The sequence below is a fragment of the Sandaracinobacteroides sp. genome (assembly GCF_057137845.1).
Genome location: NZ_DBNHFX010000189.1, coordinates 1 through 19770 on the forward strand (window position 1 = coordinate 1; position 19770 = coordinate 19770).

Here is a 19770-nt window from a genome sequence, read left to right on the forward strand (position 1 = left end):
GTGCTGTTCGCCTCGCACAGTTGGCCGCGCTGGGGCAATGCGCGGGTGATGGAGGTGCTGCGTTCGCAGCGTGACCTTTATGCCAACATGAACAATCAGGCCCTGCATCTGGCCAATCAGGGCGTAACCATCAATCAGGTGCAGAATGTCTATAAGGTGCCGCCCAGCCTGGAACAGCAATGGTCGGCGCGCAGCTATCATGGGGCAGTGGCCAACAACGTTCGGGCCGTGATCAACCGCTATCTCGGCTTCTGGGACGGCAACCCCGCCAACCTGAACCCGCTTTCGCCGGCCGACAGCGGACCGCTCTATGTGTCGATGATGGGCGGCGCCGCGCCGATCGTGGCGAAGGGGCGCGAACTGAATGCCGCCGGAAAATACCGGGAAGCAACCGAGATCCTGCAACATCTGGTCTATGCGCAGCCGAATAACCAGGAAGCGCGCAACGTGCTTGCTGACGCCTTCGAACAGCTTGGCTATCAGAACGAGAGCACCAGTTTCCGCAACAGCTATCTGCAACTTGCCGCCGAACTGCGGACCGGCATCGCCGAAGGCGTTGCCGCGAATTCCAGCAGCCCGGATGTGATTCGCGCAATGAGCACAGGCCAGTGGCTGGACTTCCTCGGCATCAGCATGGACAGCACCAGAGCCAACGGCATGCGCTGGACCATCAACCTGCTGACGCCGGACAACGGCGAGAAATATCTGGCGGAAATGTCGAACGCGACGCTGACCAACATCAAGGGCTACACCGATCCGAAGGCTGCCCTTACCATCACCCTCAACCGGTCGGACCTCGATCAGGTAATGATGGGCACGAAAAGCTTCGAGCAACTGGAAGCCGAGGGCAAGGCCCGCTTCGAGGGCAGCCGCGAACCGTTCAACCAGTTGCGCTCGATCCTTACGCCGTTCACGCCGGACTTCGAGATTTTCCCCGGCACCCGTAACGCCCGCGCGACACCGGCGCCGCCCAAGCCTTTCCAGGTGCCGAGCGATGTCATGGGCCTTGCCGAATGACCGGCAGCCGGGGCTGAGCGATCGGGCCGGCCCGATCCGCGCAAAACGCGGGGTTCAACCCGGCACCGCCATCGGCTAGACCGCTTGGCGATGCCGCAGGAACCGAACCCGCTCGAAGATTTTCGTCAGGCACTGGCCGCCGGGATGCGCGCGCTTGGCCGCCGGCCCGCGTTCGAGCTGAGCTACACTGCCGACCGGCCGTCATGCCATGGCGATCAGGTCAGGATTCCGCAGCCTTCGCGAAGCCTGTCGCCCGAACAGGCGGCCGAAGCGCGCGGCTGGGCCGACAGTTTCGCCCTGCGCGCCCGCCTGCACGACCCGCGTGCCCATGCGGCAGTAGACGTGGGGCAGGGCCTGCCGCGTGAAATGCTGAACGCCGCCGAGCAGGCGCGCATCGAAGCATTGGGCGGCCGCGAAATGGCGGGTGTCGGCAGCAATCTGCGCCAGATGCTGGAAATCCGGCTGAAATCTGATCCGATCTCTCGGGCGCGGACGCCCGATGAAGTGCCGTTCGCAACCGCCGTCGGCCTGATGGTCAGGGAGCGGCTGACCGGTGAACCCGTGCCGGATGCCGCAATCGCCGGGGTCGAGATGATTCGCCCACGGATCGAGGAGCTGGCCGGAGAACATCTCGACCAGCTTGCCGAAACGGCCGACAGCCAGTCCGGTTTTGCCGACGCTTTCCGCCGGGTGCTGCACGACCTCGGGATGGGCGATGACCCCGACGCGCCCGAAGAAGACCAGCAGGAAGACCAGGGCGCCGACGAGGAACAGGAAAGCCAGGGCGACGAGGAAGAAGGCGACGATTCCGAATCTGGCGAGGCGCAGCAGTCGGTCGACAGCAGGGCCGAAGATCAGGAAGGCGAGGGCAAGGAGAGCGAGAGCCGGGAAATGGAAGTCGACGACGAAGCGTCGGCCGAAGCCCAGCCCGGCGACGAAGGCGACGAGGGCATGATGCCCTGGCGCGCCAATCTGCCCGATTCGAAGCTGCCGCCCGACTTTGCCTATCGCGCATACACCACCGAGTTCGACGAAGTGGTGACTGCCGAGGAACTGTGCGAAGCCGAGGAACTGACCCGCTTGCGCGGCTATCTCGACCAGCAGCTCGTAAGCCTGCAGGGCGCGGTGACGAAACTGGCGAACCGCCTGCAACGCCGCCTGATGGCGCAGCAGAACCGGAGCTGGGATTTCGACCAGGAAGAAGGCCTGCTGGACCCGGCGCGGCTGACGCGCGTGATTGTGCAGCCCGAACATGCACTCAGCTACAAGGTCGAGCAGGACATCAAGTTCCGCGACACCGTGGTTACACTGCTGATCGACAATTCCGGTTCGATGCGCGGGCGGCCGATTTCGATCGCGGCGATTTCCGCCGACATCCTTGCCCGGACGCTGGAGCGCTGCGGCGTGAAGACGGAAATCCTCGGCTTCACAACGCGCGCATGGAAGGGCGGCCTTTCGCGTGAAAAGTGGCTGGCAAACAGCCGCCCCGTAAAGCCGGGCCGCCTGAACGACCTGCGCCACATCATCTACAAGCAGGCCGACGCGCCATGGCGGCGCGCGCGGCGGAACCTCGGCCTGATGATGCGCGAAGGGCTGCTGAAGGAAAACATCGACGGCGAGGCGCTGCTGTGGGCGCACAACCGGCTGATCGGCCGCCGCGAAGACCGGCGCATCCTGATGGTGATTTCCGATGGCGCCCCCGTCGACGACAGCACATTGTCGGTCAACTCGGGCAACTATCTCGAACGGCACTTGCGGCAGGTGATCGCCTGGATCGAGCAGAAAAGCCCGGTCGAACTGATCGCCATCGGTATCGGTCACGACGTGACGCGCTATTACCGGCGGGCCGTAACCATCATGGATGCGGAACAGCTTGGCGGCGCCATGGTCGACCAGTTGGCCAGCCTGTTCCAGGAAGGGACGCCGGGAAAGGGCAAACGCGACTGAAGGTCTGCGCGGCCGTCCAGTGGCTGTGCTGGTCAGTGGCTGCGGACGACTTCCAGCAGCGCATCGCCGAAGTGCGCCAGTTTTGCATCACCGATGCCCGGCACGCGCGCCAGTTCGGCATGGCTTTTCGGGCGAACGGCGGCAATCGCCTGTAGCGCGCTGTCGTGCAGCACCACGAACGCGGGCGTATCCATCGCCAGGGCCATGTCGCGCCGCCACTGGCGCAACGCCTCGAACAATGATGCGTCGGCGGGTTTCACTTCGCGCGGCGCGGCGCGACCTTTGCGCGTGCGCCGCGCGGGCGACCATTCATCCTCGCGCACGAGGACCGGTATCTCGCCCTTCAGTATCGCCCGCGCCGGGCCGGCCAGCCGCAGGCCGCCGTGGCTGTCGTCGCGTGTCAGGGCGCCTGTCGCTTCCAGTTGCCGGCCAAGCTTCAGCCATTGCCGCTCGGCCAGATCCCGGCCGATGCCGAACAGCGCCAGCCGGTCATGGCCATGGCGCTCCACCCGTTCGTCGTGCTCGCCGCGAAGCACGCGGGCGACATGCGCCAGCCCGAAGATCTGGCCGGTGCGATAGACCGCCGACAGCAGTTTGCGCGCTGCCTCGGTCATGTCCAGCGCGGCGGGCGGATGCAGGCAATTGTCGCAGTTGCCGCAGGGCTGCTGCCGGTCCTCTCCGAAGTGGGCCAGCAGCGGCAGGCGGCGGCAGCCAAGCGTTTCCGCCCATCCGGCCAGACGTTGCAGCATCGAAAGCTCGTGGCTTTTGCGGGCGTCGTCCGCTTCGCCACCGGTGATGCGCTGCCGCGCCAGCACGACATCCTGAGGCCCCCAGAACAGCATTGCCGTTGCGGGCTGGCCGTCGCGCCCGGCGCGACCGGTTTCCTGATAATAGGCCTCGATCGACTTCGGCAGCCCCATGTGGACGACGTAGCGGACGTCAGGCTTGTCGATCCCCATGCCGAACGCGACGGTGGCGCAGATCACCCCATGTTCGGTGCGCTGGAACCATTTCTGCGCAGCCTGCCGTTCACCCGCCTCAAGACCGGCGTGATAGATGCGCGCCGGGACGTCGGCCGCTGCCAGCGTGGCGGCTGCCTGTTCGGCGCCTGCGCGTGTCTGGCAATAGACGATCCCCGCCACGCCCCCTTGTTCGCGGACGAAGGCCGACAGTTGCGACGCCGGCTGGCGCTTGGCTTCGACGCGGTAGCGGATATTGGGCCGGTCGAAGCCTGCAACCAGCAGCCTGTCGGCCGCGATGCCAAGCTGATCGCAGATGTCGGCGCGGGTCACGGCGTCGGCGGTTGCCGTCAACGCGATCCGCGGGACGCCGGGCAGCAGGTCGGCCAGTTCGCGCAGGCGGCGGTAGTCCGGCCGGAAGTCGTGCCCCCACTGGCTTACGCAGTGGGCCTCGTCGATCGCGATCAGGCTGATCCTGCTGGCAGCGATCAGCGCGCGGAAACCCTCGGCCGAGGCCCGTTCCGGCGCCACATACAAAAGATCGAGCGTGCCCTTGCGCAGCGCCTGCATGGTTTCTGCCGCATTGTCGGACTGGCTGTTGAGGGCGGCGGCCCTGACGCCCGCCATTTCCAGCGCCCGGACCTGATCCGCCATCAGCGCGATCAGCGGCGACACCACGATGCCGCAGCCTTCCCGGCAGATCGCAGGCACCTGATAGCAAAGCGATTTTCCGGCACCCGTGGGCATCACCAGCGCAACGTCGTGCCCGCCCATCACATCATCGATCACCTGCGCCTGCACGCCCCGGAACGCCGCAAAGCCGAAAACATGGTGCAGTGTATCGAGCGGCGAACGAATCATGCCGGCTTGTTTGCCGTCTTTCGCGGTGGGCGCAACCTGCGTTAGGACATACGCCATGGCTGAAACCCACATGATCGATCGCCCGGACGGGGTGCGCCTTGCAGCCCGTCTGCAACGCGGCAGCGGGCCGACCTTTCTGTTCCTGCCGGGATACATGTCCGACATGTCGGGCACCAAGGCAGGCCACCTGATCGACTGGGCGGCCCGCACCGGACGGCAGTGCCTGTTGCTGGACTATTCCGGCTGCGGGCTTTCCGGGGGCCGGTTCGAAGACGGCTCGATCCGCCGCTGGGCTGCCGACGCGCGGCTGGTTGCCGATGCGCTTGCGCCGGGCCAACTGGTTCCGGTCGGCTCGTCGATGGGGGGCTGGGTGATGCTGCATCTGGCGCTTGGCTGCCCCGACCGGGTAGCGGCGCTGGTCGGCGTTGCGGCGGCGCCCGACTTCACCCGCTGGGGCCTTGCAATTGCGCAGGACGACATCGACCAGCTTGCGCATCAGGGTTTCACCACGAGGCCCTCTGCCTATGCCGACAGCCCGTATCGCTATTGCCGGGCGTTGATCGACGATGCCCAAACCGCCTGCCTGCTGGATCGCGAAATTCCGCTGGATATGCCGGTCAGGCTCCTCCACGGAGAGGCGGATGAGGATGTGCCGTGGGCGGTTTCGCAGCGGCTGATGGCGGCCATCCGGTCAACCGACGTTCAGTTGACGCTGGTAAAGGCGGGCGACCACCGCCTGTCGTCTCCGGCCGGGCTTGCCCTGCTTGAGCGGACGCTCGAAAGTCTCGTGCCATGAAGATTGCCGTTTCGCTTGCTCTGCTGCTGGTGGCGGCACCCGCGCTGGCGCAGGAACGCTATGACCCGTCGCTCGATTCAAAGCGCTATGATGGCTGCGTGCGCGCGCTTGAGGCCGACGCCCGCAAGGTCGAGGATTTTGCGACCCAGTGGCAGGCGCTGGGGGGCGGGCTTCCGGCGCGCCACTGCCTTGCACTGGCGCAGTTGAAGCTGGGGAAGAATGCGGCTGCGGCTTCCACGCTTGCGGCGGCGGCGTTGGCGGCGGAAACCGCGAAAAGCCCGTTTGCAGCGGATTTCTGGGGGCAGGCAGGAAACGCCGCGATGCTTGCCGGAGACATGAAGGGCGCCATCGCCCACTTCGACGCCGGGCTGAAAGCGGCGGGTGGTCCAGCGCCGGATGCCACGGCAAGCCTGCTGATCGACCGGGCGCGTGCGCGTGTCGAGATAGCCGACCTTGCGGCTGCGCGCGTCGATCTCGATCGCGCGCTGAAGCTGGATGACAACGACGCCGATGCATGGCTTTTGTCGGCGGCTCTGGCACGGCGCGAAAAGCGCATCGACCGCGCCAGAGCCGATATAGCCCGCGCAGCAACGCTTTCCCCAACCGACGCCGACATCGCCTTCGAGCAGGGCAACATCGAGGCCGCCGACGGCAAGCCGGAAGCCGCGCGCGGGTATTGGCAGCGCGCGGTCGACACGGCGCCTGCCGAACAGGCCGGTAAATTCGCGGCAAAGGCGCTGGCTGACAACCCGCGCTGACGCAGCGGCGGCCTCAGTCGCGCAGAAACAGGCCGACGAGTTCCGGCCGCAGCCGGGCGGGGCGTTGCAGTTCGCGGTCGACGATCACCCAAGTGGTGCGCGCTTCCAGCCGGATGCTTCCGTCCGGCCCACGGATGCAGGTACAGCGATCGAAGCGCGCGCCTTTCGGGTTTTCGCCCCAGGTTTCGGCGGTCAGTTCCTCGCCGTCGAACGAGGGGGCGCGATAGTCGATTTCCTGCCGCGATATGACCCAGAGATAGCGCGCCTGCGCGTCGGCCGGTGCGACGGCGGCCCAGTGCGCGGTCGCCACGTCCTGCAGCCACCGCACATAGACGATGTTGTTCACATGGCCGTTTTCATCGATGTCGGCGGCGGCTGGGCAGAGCGGCATCCTGAACGGAGCAGGCATTATTGTTTTGCCCGGCCGTCCAGCGCCATCAGGATGAAGGCGTATTCCTCGGCCACTTCCAGAAGGCGGTCGAAGCGGCCCGATTTGCCGCCATGGCCCGCGCCCATGTTGATCTTCAGCAGCAGCAGGTTGTCGTCGGTTTTGACGGCGCGCAGCCGCGCCGCCCATTTCGCAGGCTCCCAGTAGGTGACGCGCGGATCGTGCAGGCCGCCGGTGATCAGCATCGGCGGATAATTGCGCGCGACCGTCTGTTCATAAGGCGCAAGGTCGATCAGGCGTTGCAGCACCTTCACGTCGTTGCGGGGGTCGCCCCATTCCGGCCATTCGCCCGGTGTCAGCGGCAGGGTGTCGTCGAGCATGGTGTTGACGACGTCGACGAACGGCACATGCGCGACGATCGCGCCCCACAGTTCCGGCGCCTGATTGACGACTGCGCCCATCAGCCAGCCGCCCGCCGAACCGCCGGAGGCGCTGTTGCGCCCGGCGCGGCTGAACCCGCTGGCGTTCAGGAACCGGGTTGCATCGACAAAATCGTTGAACGGGTTGGCGCGCTTGTCCAGTTTGCCGTCCAGATACCATTGATAGCCCATGTCGTCGCCGCCACGGATATGGGCGATGGCATAGGCAAAGCCGCGATCGAGCAGCGACAGCCGGTTGGCGGAGAAGGCCGGCGCCATCGCGATGCCATAGGCGCCATAGCCATAGACATGCAGCGGCTGCGAACCGTCGCGCCGATAACCCTTGCGATAGACCACCGACACCGGAATCCGCGCACCATCGCGGGCCGGCGCATAGAGCCGCACCGTTTCATAGGCCGAGGGATCATAGCCGGACGGGATCTTCTGCACCTTCAGCGTGGCGAGTTCCGCCTTCGCAACATCATAGTCGAACGTCGTCTGCGGCGTGACCATCGAGGAATAGCCCAGTCGAAGCTGTGGCGCGTCGGCCTCGGCGTTGGTGCCAAGCTGGGCGGTGTAGCTCTGTTCCGGAAAGGCGATGCGCCGTTCGCTGCCGTCGGGGAACAGCAGGCGGATCTGGTCCAGCCCGTCCAGCCGCTCTTCGATTGCGGTATAGTCGGTGAACGCGGTGATACCGCGCAGATAAACCTTGTCGGATCCGGGGATCAGCGTTTCCCAGGCCGCCGGGCTGGCAAGCGGCGCCGACGCCAGCCGGCCGTTCACATGTTCGTCGTTGCAGAGGATGAACAACCGGTCGCCGCGCGTGTCGACCGAGTAGCGGACATTGTCGCGCGCGGGCCGGATCAGTTGCAGCGGCCCGGCAGGGTCGGTGGCGGAAAGCATGCGGATTTCGTTTGAAACCTGCGCTCCGCCGTCGATCAGCAGGAAACGGCCATCCTGCGTCTTCGAGACCTGGAGGACGAAGGTTTCGTTCGGTTCATCCCAGACGAGGGCCGACTTCGCAGCGGTCATCTGATAGAGAAACGCCTTCTTGGTGCGCCACTCGGCAGAGACCTGCGTCCAGAGGATCGCGTCTGAACCGGCAGACCATGCAACGTCGCCAAGGCTGTCGTCGGCGATTGTGGCGATATCCTGCCCGGTAGCCAGATCGCGGACACGAAGCACGAACCGTTCCGAGCCGTTGGTATCCGCCGACCATGCCAGTCGCTTGCCATCGGGCGAGACTGTGAAGGCGCCGAGGCGGAAATAGTCCTTGCCTTGCGCTTCCTTCTGTTCGGAAAGAAGCAGTTCATCCGGGCCACCGTTTCGCGGCTTGCGGAACCAGTTGCGATACTGGCTGCCCGGCGCAAACGCCCACCAGTAGAGCCAGGCGCCGTCTGGCCAAGGAACTGCGGCATCGTCTTCCTGCACGCGGCCCTTCAGTTCGGCGAAGATGGTGTCGCGCAGTTGCGCCGCATCCTGCATGCGATCGTCGAAATAGGCGTTCTCGGCGTTCAGATAGGCAAGAATCTCGGGCGTATCGACCTTGGGATAATCAGGATCGCGCAGCCAGGCATAAGGGTCTTCGATGGTGATGCCGTGCAATGTTGTTTTCAGGATTTCGCGGCGCGCGACGGGAGGTTTCATATGTGGCTTTCGGTTCTGGGCGAGGAGGCTGGAGGCGGGGAGAGCGCAGGCGATCGTGCTGCCCACGAATGTGCGACGGTCCATGGATCATGTTCCTAAAGCATGTTTCACGAACCGGGTATGGCCAGATTGCCGGGCCTTGGCAAAACGGGCTGGCGGAATCGGCAATTGCATCGGCCCGGCCAGCCGCTATGCGTGGTGCATGCGAATCCGTGCTCTCTTGCCTGCGGTTGCCGCGGGCCTCGTCGGCGTCACGCCTGCATCCGCCGCAGACTGGGCAATCGCCATCCATGGCGGCGCCGGGGTCATCACCCGCAACGAAATGAAGCCCGAGGAGGACCGCGCCTACCGCGCCGCGCTCGATGAAGCGCTGCAAGCCGGCGAGAACATCCTGAAGGCCGGCGGCACCGCGACCGACGCTGTCGTTGCAGCGATCACCCGGATGGAGGCTTCGCCGCTGTTCAATGCGGGCGTCGGTGCAGTGCTGACATCGGCCGGAACCGTCGAGCTGGACGCCGCGACCATGGACGGCGAAACGCTGAAGGCGGGCGCCGTTACCGGGGTTACCACCACCCGAAGCCCGGTCACGCTGGCGCGCACGCTGATGGACAAGGGGCCGCATGTGTTCCTCGCCGGGTCGGCGGCGGATGGCTATGCACGTGCGAACAGCCTTACGCAGGTTCCCAACAGCTATTTCATCACCGAACGGCGCAAGAAGCAGTTGCAGGACCTGAAGTTCCAGAACAAGGGCGCCAGCCTTGGGCTTCCGGCGGAATACCGCATGGGTACCGTTGGCGCCGTCGCGCGGGATGCCAAGGGCAACCTCGCGGCCGGAACCTCGACCGGCGGGCTGACCGGCAAGGCGCCGGGGCGCGTCGGGGATACGCCGGTGATCGGCGCCGGCACATTGGCCGACAATCGTTGCGCGGCGGTTTCCGCCACCGGTTCGGGTGAAATGTTCATCCGCACCCGTGTCGCCTCGCAGATCTGCGACAGGTCGATGTTCGGCAACCAGCCGCTGCAGGCGTCGGCCGATGCAGCACTTGCCGAAGTGGCGAAGATCGGCGGTGACGGCGGCGTGATCGTAGTGCCGCCCACCGGCGACCCGCTGTTCAGCTTCAATTCGGAAGGCATGTACCGGGGCCGGGCCAGCGCGTCGGGCCTGCATGAAATCAGGATCTACGGCGACGAATGACTGTCGGCGAATCCGATGTTCTGATCGTCGGCACCGGGCAGGCCGGCGCCCAGGCGGCGCTATCGCTGCGGCAGGAAGGCTTTGCCGGCACGATCACCATGCTGGGCGAGGAAGCCGACCTGCCCTATGAACGGCCGCCGCTTTCCAAGGACTATCTGGCCGGGCAGCGAACGCCTGAACGGCTGCTGCTGCGGCCGCACGCCTTCTGGGCGGAACGGCACGTCAGGATCGTTCCTTCGGCGCAGGTTGTCCGCGTAGAGGGGCACACAGCCTTCACCGCCGAGGGGGGCGCCCATCGGTTCGGCAGGCTGGTCTGGGCCGCCGGTGGCCATGCCCGCCGGTTGTCGTGCCCCGGCGGCGATCTGGGCGGGGTGCACAGCATCCGCACCCGCCACGACTGCGACAATCTTCGGTCCGACCTGCACACGGCTGCACGGGTGGTGATCGTCGGCGGCGGCTATATCGGGCTGGAGGCTGCGGCCGTGCTGCGCGGGCTTGGCAAAGACGTAACCGTCGTTGAAGCCCAGCCTGGGCTTCTGTCGCGGGTTTCGGCAGGGCCGGTTTCGGATTTTCTGCTGGCGGCGCACCGTGGCCACGGTGTCGAGGTGCTGACGGGCGCAGTCGTCAGCGCAATTGCGGGCGAGGATCGGGTGCGGGCAGTCGAACTGGCCGACGGACGCGAACTGGCGGCGGACGTGGTGATCGCGGGCGTCGGCATGGTGCCGTCGATCGCGCCGCTTGGCGTCGACGCGCTCGAGGTGGACGGCCATTGCCGCACCGCCCTGCCCGACGTTTATGCTGTGGGGGACTGCGCGTCGTACCGCAGCCGCTTTGCCGGTAACGCGCTGGTGCGGCTGGAATCGGTGCAGAACGCAGTCGACATGGCGAAGGCGGCAGCAGCGCACATCGTTCACGGCGACAATGCGCGACCGCATGACGCATGCCCGTGGTTCTGGTCGAACCAGTATGACCTGAAGCTCCAGACGGTGGGGCTTTCCACGGGCCACGACGAATGGGTGGTGCGCGGTGACCGGACGGCCCCCGGATGGTCGCTCGTATATTTGCGGGGTGGCGCAGTGGTTGCGCTCGACTGCATCAGCGCCCCGCGTGACTATGTTCAGGGCAAGGCGCTCGTCGAGCGCGGCGCCCGTATCCCGGCAGCCTTGCTGGCGGACAGTTCAGTTCCCCTGAAACAGATGGATGGATAGGCAAAACATGCACCCCGCTACACAGAAGCTTCTTTCACGTATGCAACTGCCGCTGATCGGCTCGCCCCTGTTCATCATCTCGAACCCGGATCTGGTGATCGCGCAGTGCAGGGCAGGCGTGATCGGCAGCTTCCCCAGCCTGAACGCCCGCCCGCTGCCGCAGTTCGAGGAGTGGCTCCAGCGACTGTCGTCGGAACTGACCGACAAGGACGCGCCCTATGCCGTCAACCTGATCGTCCACAAGTCGAATGACCGCCTGATGGCGGACCTTGAACTGGTGGTGAAATACAAGGTGCCGGTCGTCATCACCTCGCTGGGCGCGCGCGAGGAAGTGAACGCGGCCGTGCACAGCTATGGCGGCGTCGTGCTGCACGATGTCATCAACGACCGGTTCGCCCGCAAGGCGATCGAGAAGGGCGCGGATGGGGTGATTGCGGTTGCCGCCGGTGCCGGCGGCCATGCGGGCACCTTGTCGCCATTCGCGCTGGTTTCGGAAATCCGCGAATGGTTCGATGGCCCGCTGGCGCTTTCGGGCGCGATGGGAACCGGCAGCGCCGTTCTTGCAGCGCAGGCAGCAGGTGCGGACTTCGGCTATATGGGGACTGCCTTCATCGCGACGCAGGAAGCCCATGCCGACGAACGCTACAAGCAGGCGATTGTCGAAGGAAATGCGTCGGACATCGTTTATTCTGACCTGTTCACCGGCGTGCACGGCAACTATCTGCGCCCGTCGATCGTGGCGGCCGGTCTCGATCCGGACAATCTGCCCAAGGGCGACTATTCGACGATGAACTTCGGTTCGGGCGGTAACATGAAGGTGAAGGCCTGGCGCGACATCTGGGGTTCCGGGCAGGGGATCGGCGCCGTGAAATCCGTGACTTCGGCGGCGGAAATGATCGCCCGCCTGAAGGCTGAATATGTGCAGGCGCGCGCGCGCCTCGCCGACATCAGCAACACCTACGCCTGAGAGCGGCTGACCGCGACAATTGATGAGGGTGGCGGCTGCCTTTGGCGGCCGCTAGTCTGCTCTTCGGGTTCCGCAATGGCGGAGTGGGAGAGCATATATGGAAGACATCTTCGATTTCGTGATCGTTGGTGCCGGTTCGGCCGGCTGCGCGCTGGCCAGCCGGCTGACCGAAGATGCGGGCACCCGCGTCGCACTGCTGGAAGCCGGCGGCAACGACACGTCGATGATGATCCATATGCCGGCCGGTCTTGGCGAAATCATCCCGCCCGAAAAAAACAGCGAGGTGAACTGGGGTTACTGGACGGAACCGCAGGCGCACCTGAACGGCCGTCGGCTGTATTGGCCGCGCGGCAAGACGCTGGGCGGATCGTCGTCGATCAACGGCATGGTTTATATTCGCGGCCACGCCAGCGACTATGACCGCTGGGCGCAGATCGGCTGCACGGGATGGGGATGGGCTGATGTGCTGCCATGGTTCCGCAACTCCGAGGATTCGGAACGCGGCGCCAGCGAATGGCACGGCACCGGCGGCCCGCTGGCGACCGGCACCAGAATGTCGCCCAACAAGCTGAATCAGGCCTTCATCGATGCGGCGGTCCAGCATGGCCTTCCCCATACCGACGATTTCAACGGCCCGCAGATGGAGGGGGCCGGAAGCTACGACTCGACCGTTCGCGGCGGCAAGCGCTGGTCCACGGCGCGCGGCTACCTGAACGACGAGGTTCGACGCCGGCCGAACCTGAAGATCATCACCGGCGCGCTGGCCGAACGGGTGATCTTCGAAGGCAGGCGCGCAACGGGCGTTGCATGGACGGGCGGCCAGATCACACGCGGCAGGCGCATCATTCTTGCAGGCGGCGCAATCAATTCGCCGCAACTGCTGATGCTGTCGGGTATCGGCGCTGCTGCACACCTGCAGGGGCTGGGGATCGGTGTCGTCGCCGATCGCGCGCAGGTGGGCCAGAATCTGCAAGACCATCTGGACGTGCTGGTGCAGTGGAAGTGCAACGCGCCGATCACGCTGAATGCCAACACCAGCCCGCTGGTGAAGCTGTGGACCGGCCTGAACTGGATGCTGCGCAAGGAAGGCTCGGCCGCTTACATGCCAACGCCGGCCGGCGCGTTCGTGTCCACCCGCCCCGGCCTTGCCGCCCCGGATATCCAGATGCACTTCATGCCGGCCAAGGCCAACGCCCATGGGGTGGGCGGACTGTTGCCGGAACATGGTTTCCAGGTGCACGTCTGCCAGGTTCGTCCGGAAAGCCGTGGATCATTGTGGCTGAAATCGCCGGACCCGGCCGCCCATCCGGCGATCGACCCCAATTACCTGTCCGCCCCTGAGGACGTGGAAACCATCCTGAAGGGGATCGAGATCGCCCGCGCGATCGGCCGCGAACCGGCCCTTGCCCGCTATAATTCCGGCGAAGTCTGGCCGGGCGAAGGGGTGTCGGGCGCCGCCGTGCTTGAGAAACTGCGCGCGTGGGGCGAAACCATCTATCACCCGGTCGGCACCTGCCGGATGGGGCCTGACGCCGACGCCGTTACCGGCATCGACCTGCATGTGAACGGCGTGGAAGGACTGATGGTCGTCGATGCGTCGATCATGCCGTTCCTGATTTCCGGCAACACCAATGCGCCGACGATCATGATCGCCGAAAAGATCGCCCATCAGATCCGGCAGGAGCAAAAGGCCGGTGCAAGGCGGGCCGCATGAGCGCGACCCCCTTCAGCGTTCCCGAAAACGCCGCCGAAGCGGCGTGGATCCGCAAGCGCGTCGAGGAGTTCCGCTTCTTCGAGGAGCCGGAGGGCCACAACTGGGAACATGGCGCCAACCGCAACTATATGGAGCGGCTGCGCGAACATTGGCTGCAAAACTACGACTGGGGTGCGACCGTCGCCCGTATCAACCGCCTGCCGCACGCACGGGTAGAGGTGGAGCCGGGCTTTTCGCTGCATTGCATCCACCTGCGATCAAGCCGGGCCGACGCCCGGCCGCTGCTGATCGCGCACGGCTGGCCCGGTTCGATCCTTGAGTTCGAGGCGCTGTACGCAAGGCTTGCGGAACCCGAGGACCCGGCGCAACCGGCGTTTCACGTCGTTGCGCCGTCGCTTCCCGGCTATGCATGGAGCGACCGGCCCAAATCCCCGATCGGGCCGCGCGCGGTGGCGGCGCTGTATGCCCGGCTGATGCAGGCGCTGGGCTATTCTCGGTATCTCTATCAGGGTGGAGACTGGGGTTGCGTGATCGGCGGCTGGCTGGGCCTCGACTGCGGTGATGTGCGCGCAATCCATCTGAACGGCTTTGGCCTGCGCCCCGCCGACATGGAGCCGTCGAACGAAGCCGAACGCACCTGGCTGCAAAAGGCGGCGATGGTGCGGATGGCGGAAACCGGCTATCTGGCGATCCAGTCCACCAAGCCGCAGACGCTGGGTTTCGCGCTGATGGACAGCCCGATGGGCGTCGCGGCGTGGTTTGCTGAAAAATACTGCGCGTGGTCGGATCTGTCGAAACGCGCGATCGACCCGCCGTTCCCGATGGACACCCTTCTCGATACGATCATGATCTACCTGACGACACGGACATTCCTGTCGGCGACGTGGATCTATCGCGGGATGATCCTTGAAGGCGGGTTCACCATGCCGGCAGGGCAGCGCGTTTCAGTGCCGACCGGCGTTGCCAGCTTCCCCTATGATCTGCTGGCTTTCCCGCCGCGTGCCATGGTCGAGCGCGGGTATAATGTCGTCCACTGGACCGACATGCCGCGCGGCGGCCACTTCATCGGCCTGGAAGAACCGGAATTGCTGCTGGCCGACTTAAGGTCGTTCGCAGGCAGCCTCGGGTAGCCGCGCACCGTGCAATGGTTTAGGGGGTGGCGCCATGCCCCCTGCCTCCAACCGCGCCGAGGCTGGCCATGCCCTGCCTGCGCTGCCGTTCGCCGCACTTATATTCGGTTCCGCCTGCCTTGCGCTGGGGCCGCTGTTGGTGCGCCTGGCCGATGTTTCGCCGGTTTCTTCCGCATTCTGGCGGATGGGGCTGGCGTTGCCGGTGCTGCTGCTGATCGCCGTTGTCGAACGGCGACGGCAGGTTTCGGCTGCGCCGCTGCGCGGCTTGCCGGTTGCGCTGGGGCTGCTGGCCGGCGTGTTTTTCGCGGCTGATCTGGGCACATGGCACCTGGGGATCGTCCGCACGACGATGGCGAACGCAACCCTGTTCGGGAACGGCGCCGCGTTCATGCTGGCAGGCTGGGCGATGTGCATGGGCTGGGAACGGGTCGAGCGGTCGAAGCTGCTGGCGCTGGCGATGGCGGCCACCGGAACCGCGATGCTGCTGGGTGCGTCGGCTGAACTGAACCGCGAACATCTGGTTGGTGACCTGCTGTGCCTTTTGGCTGCGGGTTTCTATACCGGCTATCTGATCGTGGTGATGCGGCTTCGGGGCCGGCTTTCCACAGCCACGCTGCTCAGCCTCAGCACGGCTGCCAGTGCGGCGCTGTTGCTGCCGGTCGCGCTGGCGATGCCCGGCGCATTCTGGCCGACGGACTGGTGGCCGTTGCTGGCGCTGGCGATGTCCAGCCAGTTGGTGGGGCAGGGGCTGCTGGTGTTCGCCAGCGGGCTGCTGCCCGCATCGGTGATTGGCGTGGGGCTGCTGGTGCAGCCGATGCTGTCGGCGACGATCGGCTGGATCTGGTTCGGGGAAACCATGGGGTCGGTCGAACTTCTGGGGGCGGCGATCCTGTCTGCCGCACTGGTGCTGGTCAGGCGCTGATGGCGGCCTGACCAGCACCTGGTGTTTCATTCAGGAAACCGCGCGCGGGGCTTCACCGAACCGTTCATGGATGTCGATGCCCGTTACTTCTGCCTGTGCAAGCAGGCTGTCGACATAGGCGCGGCTGGCGCGAACCCAGCCGGCTTTTTCCTGCGCCTGCCGCAGTTCGCCGGCAACGGCCTCATAGGGGAGAACCGCGCCATGCGCGCGCGCGTCGAGGCGGATCAGGTGGAAGCCGTAGCGGGTTTCGACGGGGGCGTCGCAAAACGCGCCTTCCTCCATCGTGCAGAGCGCGGCCTCGAACTCGGCGACTGTGTCTCCGGATGCGACTTGCCCCAACATTCCGCCGCTGGTCCGCGACGAGCAGGCGCTGTGTTCCGCCGCAAGTTCGGCAAAGCGGCGCGGTTCGCGGCGCAGGCCGGCCAGCACCACTTCGGCGCGCGCCTTGGCCTGTGTGCGGGCCTGCGTGTCGCCCGGCGCTGCCGCGAACAGGATGTGCGCGGCTTCGAACAGTGATGGCCCGTGGAACCGTTCGGGATGCGCATCGTAGATCGCGCGCAGGGCATCCTCGTCGATGGCGGACGGCTGGATCGCTTCGTCCAGCAACTGCCGGATCAGCGCCTCGTCGTCGGTTTCCCAGAGGCCTTCCTCGATTTCGGCGGGGGAGGGGGCGATCTGCCGGGCGCGGGCTTCCTGCAACAGCAGTTCACGCACCACCAGTGCGCGCGCTGCTGCCTTCCATGCCCAGCCCGGCTTGCCCTTCGGAGCCGGGTGGTTCTGCGCTTCGGCGCCGATCGCCTGCGTGTCGATCACCACTCCGTTCACGCTTACCGGAACCGGCGGCGTTACGTTGCGTTGCACCTTCATGTTCAACGCTCCGTATGCTGATGCATCGGCGACACGCCGGAAAGCGCGGGCTTGGCACCACGGCGCGAGCGGACGATCTGATAGCCAGGCCGCCACAGATACCTGACCGGCGCCGACAGGATGTGCACCAGACGGGTGAACGGGAACAGCAGGAAGATCGTCAGACCCAGCAGGATGTGCGCCTTGAACAGCGGGTGCACGTCGACGATGTAATCAGCCGCGCCGCCGCGCATGTAGATGATCGCCTGCGCCCAGTTCATGAACTTGACCATTTCCTCGCCGTCGAGGTGCTGGAGCGAAATGGCGATCGTGCCGAGGCCGAGCACGAGCTGCGCCATCAGCAGAACCATGATGCCGGTGTCGGCAAGATTCGAATTGGCGCGGATGCGTGGATCGGTCAGGCGCCGCATCAGCAGGATGGTGCCGCCAACCAGCGTCATCAGCCCGGCGACGCCACCGGCGACGATGGCCAGAATCTGCTTTGCTTCGTGGGTGATGCCGAAGAAATCGAACACCTGAATGGGCGTCAGCAGGCCGACGAAGTGGCCGGCGAAGATCGCCAGAATGCCGACGTGAAACAGCACCGACCCCAGCACGAACTGCTTTTTCCGCAGAAGCTGGCTGGATCGCGACTTCCAGCTGAACGGATCACGGTCATAACGGGCGGCGCTGACAGCCACCATCACGGTGAGGGCGATGTACGGATAGATGCCGAAGAAGAAATTGTGCATCACGGCCTCCTGTTCGATTGGGGTGCTGCCGCGCGATCCATGCGGGCGAGAATGTCACGGCTGGCGGGGCAACCGGCATTCGGGTCAGGTCCGAAGGTGACTTGCGCCTCCTCCCATACGGCGTCGAGCGCGACGAGATCGTTCGGATCATCGTCGTTTTCAGCAAGCAGCGTCTGCGCTTCCTCGGTGTCGGCGCTGGCGGCGGAAAAGGCGGCAAGCGCTTCCAGCACTGCCGCATAGGGCGTGCTGCGGCGGCCCAGTCGTTCGGCAAGCGCCACAAGGATATGCCCGGCGCCCGACAACATGTCGTGCGCGTCGGCCAGCGGACGGGTCGACAGATAGTCCAGCAGGACCGGAAGGTGGTCGGGCAGTTCGGGGCCGGTAAGGTCGAAGCCGCCTGCGCGGTAGGTTTCCAGCAGATCAACCATCGCGCCGCCCCGGTCACGGCTTTCGCCGTGGATGTGCTCGAACAGATTGAGCGACAGGGTGCGCGACCGGTCGAACAGCAGGACGAAGCGCTCCTGCAGATCATAGAGATCGTCGGCCGCGAGCGACGCCAGCAACGGCTCCATCGTGCTGACGGCGGCTGCCGGCAGCACACCTTCGGCCAGGGCTTCGCGGATGGCGGGGACCGCTTCCTGAAGCTCGGCCGTCGGATAGGTGAGCAGGGCCGAGAGGGCTTTGAACGTCCTCACGAGATGAACTCCTGCGGGCTGCGGAACTTCTTGCTGCTGAACAGCGATTCGCCGGAATGGCCCGAAGAACAACCGTTGCCGTCGGTGAAGCCGCAACCGCTGCGCAGATCATAGGCGTCCTCGACCAGCTCGCGGTGCGTCGTCGGGATGACGAAGCGATCCTCGTAGTTGGCGATGGCGAGCAGTTGATACATCTCGTCGATCTGCTGCGGCACCAGCCCGACCTTCTGGGCGACGCCCAGATTGACGACGCCATCGACCGTTTTCGACCGCATGTAGGCCCGCATCGCCAGCATCCGCTCGAGCGCGGAAACCACCGGCGCTTCGTCGCCTGCGGTCAGCATGTTGGCAAGATACCGCACCGGAATACGCAGCGAGGCGACGTCCGGCATGTTGTCCTTGGCGGAAATCCGGCCCGCTTCGGCAGCGTTCTGGATCGGCGACAGCGGCGGCACATACCAGACCATCGGCAGCGTCCGGTATTCGGGGTGCAGCGGGAAGGCGATCTTCCATTCCATCGCCATCTTCCAGATCGGCGACCGTTGCGCGCCCTTGATCCAGTCCTCGGGCACGCCCTCGGCACGGGCGGCCGCGATCACGTCGGGGTCGTTCGGGTCGAGGAAAACGCCGAGTTGCGCGTCGTAGAGGTCTTTTTCATTCTCGACGCTGGCGGCTTCGGCGATCCGGTCGGCGTCATACAGCATGACGCCAAGATAGCGGATGCGGCCGACGCAGGTTTCCGAACACACCGTAGGCTGGCCGCTTTCGAGGCGCGGATAGCAAAGGGTGCACTTTTCGGATTTGCCGGTCGACCAGTTGTAATAGATCTTCTTGTAAGGGCAGCCGGACACGCACATCCGCCAGCCACGACACTTTTCCTGATCGATCAGCACGACACCGTCGTCCTCGCGCTTGTAGATCGCGCCCGACGGGCACGACGCAACGCAGGCCGGGTTGAGGCAGTGCTCGCACAGCCTCGGCAGATACATCATGAAGGTGTTTTCGTACTGGCCGTAGATTTCCTTCTGCACGCCTTCGAAGTTGTAATCCTTCGAGCGCTTGGCGAACTCTCCGCCGAGGATTTCTTCCCAGTTCGGGCCCCATTCGATCTTTTCCATGCGCTCGCCGCTGATCAGCGAACGGGGGCGCGCCGTCGGGAACGCCTGCATTTCCGGCGCCGACTTCAGGTGGTCGTAGTCAAAGGTGAACGGCTCGTAGAAGTCGTCGATCTCAGGCAGGTCGGGGTTGCCGAAGATGTTGGCAAGAATGCGCCATTTGCCGCCCTGCTTGGGTTGCAGCGCGCCGGACTTCGTGCGCGTCCAGCCGCCGTTCCAGCGCTTCTGGTTCTCCCAGTCCTTGGGATAGCCGATGCCGGGCTTGGTCTCGACGTTGTTGAACCAGGCGTATTCGACGCCTTCGCGGCTGGTCCACACGTTCTTGCAGGTAACCGAACAGGTATGGCACCCGATGCATTTGTCGAGGTTCAGCACCATTCCGATTTGTGCGCGTACTTTCATTGTGCTGCCTCCGTGACTGCTGTTGCCGGCTT

General features: G+C 65.3%; 17 protein-coding genes. 10 read left to right on the plus strand and 7 right to left on the minus strand.

Annotation, left to right across the window (positions count from 1 at the left end):
* Nucleotides 1–1017: alkyl sulfatase dimerization domain-containing protein (locus AC16JP_RS10495; protein WP_484340563.1), on the plus strand; the 1017-nt coding region annotated here is incomplete at its 5' end.
* Between the two features lie 90 nt (nt 1018–1107).
* Entirely contained in the window at nt 1108–2964 is a 1857-nt protein-coding gene (gene cobT, locus AC16JP_RS10500; protein ID WP_484340564.1) for a cobaltochelatase subunit CobT, read from the plus strand.
* Between the two features lie 32 nt (nt 2965–2996).
* Here cobT and recQ read toward each other — a convergent pair whose 3' ends face one another.
* Complete coding sequence (gene recQ, locus AC16JP_RS10505) at nt 2997–4784, minus strand: DNA helicase RecQ (RefSeq protein WP_484340565.1); 1788 nt, start codon at nt 4782–4784, stop codon at nt 2997–2999.
* A gap of 55 nt (nt 4785–4839) precedes the next feature.
* On the opposite strand from recQ, the gene AC16JP_RS10510 reads away from it, so the two are divergent.
* Both AC16JP_RS10510 and AC16JP_RS10515 read left to right on the plus strand, forming a co-directional pair.
* Nucleotides 4840–5580, plus strand: a complete 741-nt coding sequence (locus AC16JP_RS10510) for an alpha/beta fold hydrolase (protein ID WP_484340566.1) — start codon at nt 4840–4842, stop codon at nt 5578–5580.
* On the plus strand, nt 5577–6338 hold the full coding sequence (locus AC16JP_RS10515) for a tetratricopeptide repeat protein (protein ID WP_484340567.1): 762 nt from the start codon (nt 5577–5579) through the stop codon (nt 6336–6338). The genes AC16JP_RS10510 and AC16JP_RS10515 overlap by 4 nt, the downstream gene beginning before the upstream one ends.
* Before the next feature lie 13 nt (nt 6339–6351).
* Here AC16JP_RS10515 and AC16JP_RS10520 read toward each other — a convergent pair whose 3' ends face one another.
* The gene (locus AC16JP_RS10520; RefSeq protein WP_484340568.1) at nt 6352–6747 is read right to left on the minus strand and encodes an acyl-CoA thioesterase; all 396 of its coding nucleotides are present in this window, start codon (nt 6745–6747) and stop codon (nt 6352–6354) included.
* Nucleotides 6747–8792, minus strand: coding sequence for a S9 family peptidase (locus AC16JP_RS10525; protein WP_484340569.1), 2046 nt, complete (start codon nt 8790–8792; stop codon nt 6747–6749). The genes AC16JP_RS10520 and AC16JP_RS10525 overlap by 1 nt, the downstream gene beginning before the upstream one ends.
* A gap of 202 nt (nt 8793–8994) precedes the next feature.
* Here AC16JP_RS10525 and AC16JP_RS10530 point away from each other — a divergent pair, with 202 nt between their 5' ends.
* The 6 genes from AC16JP_RS10530 (at nt 8995) to AC16JP_RS10555 (ending at nt 15928) form a co-directional block, all read left to right on the plus strand.
* Nucleotides 8995–9987, plus strand: coding sequence for an isoaspartyl peptidase/L-asparaginase family protein (locus AC16JP_RS10530; RefSeq protein ID WP_484340570.1), 993 nt, complete (start codon nt 8995–8997; stop codon nt 9985–9987).
* Nucleotides 9984–11195 (plus strand): NAD(P)/FAD-dependent oxidoreductase, encoded by a 1212-nt coding sequence (locus AC16JP_RS10535; protein WP_484340571.1) that lies wholly within the window; start codon nt 9984–9986, stop codon nt 11193–11195. Before AC16JP_RS10530 ends, AC16JP_RS10535 begins: the two co-directional genes overlap by 4 nt.
* A 7-nt stretch (nt 11196–11202) precedes the next feature.
* Entirely contained in the window at nt 11203–12162 is a 960-nt protein-coding gene (locus tag AC16JP_RS10540) for an NAD(P)H-dependent flavin oxidoreductase (protein ID WP_484340572.1), read from the plus strand.
* A gap of 97 nt (nt 12163–12259) precedes the next feature.
* Nucleotides 12260–13876: a GMC family oxidoreductase gene (locus AC16JP_RS10545; protein WP_484340573.1), complete on the plus strand. Its 1617-nt coding sequence runs from the start codon at nt 12260–12262 to the stop codon at nt 13874–13876.
* Complete coding sequence (locus tag AC16JP_RS10550; protein WP_484340574.1) at nt 13873–15006, plus strand: epoxide hydrolase family protein; 1134 nt, start codon at nt 13873–13875, stop codon at nt 15004–15006. Before AC16JP_RS10545 ends, AC16JP_RS10550 begins: the two co-directional genes overlap by 4 nt.
* Before the next feature lie 34 nt (nt 15007–15040).
* Entirely contained in the window at nt 15041–15928 is an 888-nt protein-coding gene (locus AC16JP_RS10555) for a DMT family transporter (protein ID WP_484340575.1), read from the plus strand.
* Between the two features lie 30 nt (nt 15929–15958).
* Here the strand turns inward: AC16JP_RS10555 and AC16JP_RS10560 are convergent, their stop codons facing one another.
* The 4 genes from AC16JP_RS10560 to narH all read right to left on the minus strand — a co-directional run.
* The gene (locus AC16JP_RS10560) at nt 15959–16795 is read right to left on the minus strand and encodes a peptidylprolyl isomerase (RefSeq protein ID WP_484340576.1); all 837 of its coding nucleotides are present in this window, start codon (nt 16793–16795) and stop codon (nt 15959–15961) included.
* A gap of 2 nt (nt 16796–16797) precedes the next feature.
* Complete coding sequence (gene narI, locus AC16JP_RS10565) at nt 16798–17526, minus strand: respiratory nitrate reductase subunit gamma (protein WP_484340577.1); 729 nt, start codon at nt 17524–17526, stop codon at nt 16798–16800.
* Nucleotides 17526–18221: a nitrate reductase molybdenum cofactor assembly chaperone gene (gene narJ, locus AC16JP_RS10570; RefSeq protein ID WP_484340578.1), complete on the minus strand. Its 696-nt coding sequence runs from the start codon at nt 18219–18221 to the stop codon at nt 17526–17528. Before narJ ends, narI begins: the two co-directional genes overlap by 1 nt.
* Nucleotides 18218–19770, minus strand: a 1553-nt coding sequence (gene narH / locus AC16JP_RS10575) for a nitrate reductase subunit beta (RefSeq protein ID WP_484340579.1), incomplete at its 5' end; no start/stop codon positions are given. The genes narH and narJ, both read right to left, overlap by 4 nt.